Annotated in this window: 2 protein-coding genes; both read left to right on the forward strand. The window is 50.7% G+C overall.

Annotated elements, in window-relative coordinates; all coding sequences use genetic code 11:
• Positions 1-269 precede the first annotated feature (269 nt).
• The gene (locus tag MIB40_RS19365) at positions 270-530 is read left to right on the forward strand and encodes a PilZ domain-containing protein (RefSeq protein ID WP_249697145.1); all 261 of its coding nucleotides are present in this window, start codon (positions 270-272) and stop codon (positions 528-530) included.
• Between the two features lie 129 nt (positions 531-659).
• Entirely contained in the window at positions 660-1,412 is a 753-nt protein-coding gene (locus MIB40_RS19790) for a helix-turn-helix domain-containing protein (RefSeq protein WP_249697146.1), read from the forward strand.
• Positions 1,413-1,648: the final 236 nt, after the last annotated feature.

The raw sequence follows: 1,648 nt of genomic DNA on the forward strand, positions 1-1,648 counted from the left end.
TTTCAAAAAGGCGTAACAAAGAGTCTGGGTTCGCCTGAAAGCCCCGTAGGGCGGTCCTAAAAATGGTTTTCTCGGTGTTGAAGCCCTTGTCCAGATTTCGACATGAACGGCGAGCTTCGCCTTGATAAAAACCATTTTTAGGATCCGCAGAGATCTATCTGAATTATTCAGAGGTGCCCTAGGGCTAACTGTCAGGAAGCGACGGCAACGGTTGCAAAAATATCTGCTTGCTTTATAAAGTCTGCTAACCGCCTAACTGTATAAGAACCATGAGTGAAAAAAGACGACACCTACGTACCGAGATGAAACTGATGATCAGGGTTTGGGGGGAACAAACACCTGAGACTATTTTGCACACCCGGGATCTGTCCGATGGTGGCTTATTTTTGCTCGTCGAGGAGGGTGATAGCCCGCCTATCGGAGCTACGGTCAATGTCCAGGTACAAGGGCTGCCGGTAGAGGCTCCGGTTAAGCAGATGCAAGTGGTCCGGGTTGAGCCTTCTGGCGTTGGCTTGATGCACATCGACTAATGTCAATCAATTGCCGAGTATCTCTCGGTAAGCTGTAGCGGATTAAGGGACAGGTTACAAAAACGCCCTTGTCGCTCCATTTGACAATGGATAGTCTGTAGGTTCGTTTCCGCTACGGTTGCATAAAAAGTGATCGAAACCGATCTGGTCAATTTGCCGATTGAGAGCCACCGCCACCACCATGCCTATCATCAAATGATCATAGGCCTGTCTGGCAGGGCTGACTTTGAGGTGGATGGAATAGGTAGCCGCCTGCTGCGCTGGCAGGGCTGCGTCGTGCCTTCAGATCACCCCCACTATTATTCTGGATCCCGGGACAATCGTGTGCTGGTACTAAACCTGCCCTGTGAAGGCAATGGTTTAGTAGATGATACGATTCTGAACCGGCTCTTTCGACAAGCGGGTTACTTTGATATGGATCCGAGGTTGCAGCAGCTCTTGCAACTGGGCTTGCAAGAGATCCAACATTATCCCGATGATCGCAGACTGGCTGCTCATATCGCGGCCACGTTTATCCATGGACTGCATCACCGCATTGATACGTCTGCTAGCCACCCTTTGCCTCGTGGCAGGGCAATCGATCGAGCGCAAATAGACCAGTATCTCGACACCCATTTATCCCGCACTGTCAGCATCTTTGAGTTGGCTAAACTGGTGCATCTTAGCCCGAGCCAGTTTCAACGGGCCTTTAAAAAAGCCTATGGGATGACACCGCACCAATACCTGATCGCCAAGCGTTTGCATCTCGCGCAACAGCTGTTGAAAGATACCAATCTGTCGATCAGTGAAGTCGCCAGCCGTTGTGGGTTCTCCAGTCAAAGTGCCCTGACCAGCAGCTTTCGTCGCTATCAGGATATTACACCGGGAAAACTTCGTCGCTGACCCACGCTTTCTGGCAGATCAGGGAGCTTGAAATACCTCTTATATGGGCAAGGGCTCGAACATGTATCCACCTTTTCAGACGGTCCCCAGTTTGATGCGACCCGCCTAATGTGCCTTTCGATCATCTAGGGCACCTCTGAATAATGCGAATGTGCTCTGGCTTACAGGCGAATTCAGAGTCGCGGCACGCCTTTGCCGTAAGGTCGAGACCTTTCAAGAAGGCGTAACAAAGAGTC

Origin of the sequence: Aestuariirhabdus haliotis (assembly GCF_023509475.1) — a bacterium.
Classification (GTDB): Bacteria; Pseudomonadota; Gammaproteobacteria; order Pseudomonadales; family Aestuariirhabdaceae; genus Aestuariirhabdus; species Aestuariirhabdus haliotis.

What these genes read in the sequence shown, in the direction of transcription:
- MIB40_RS19365 (WP_249697145.1), top strand. Translation starts at nt 270, where the DNA reads ATGAGTGAAAAAAGACGACACCTACGTACCGAGATGAAACTGATGATC.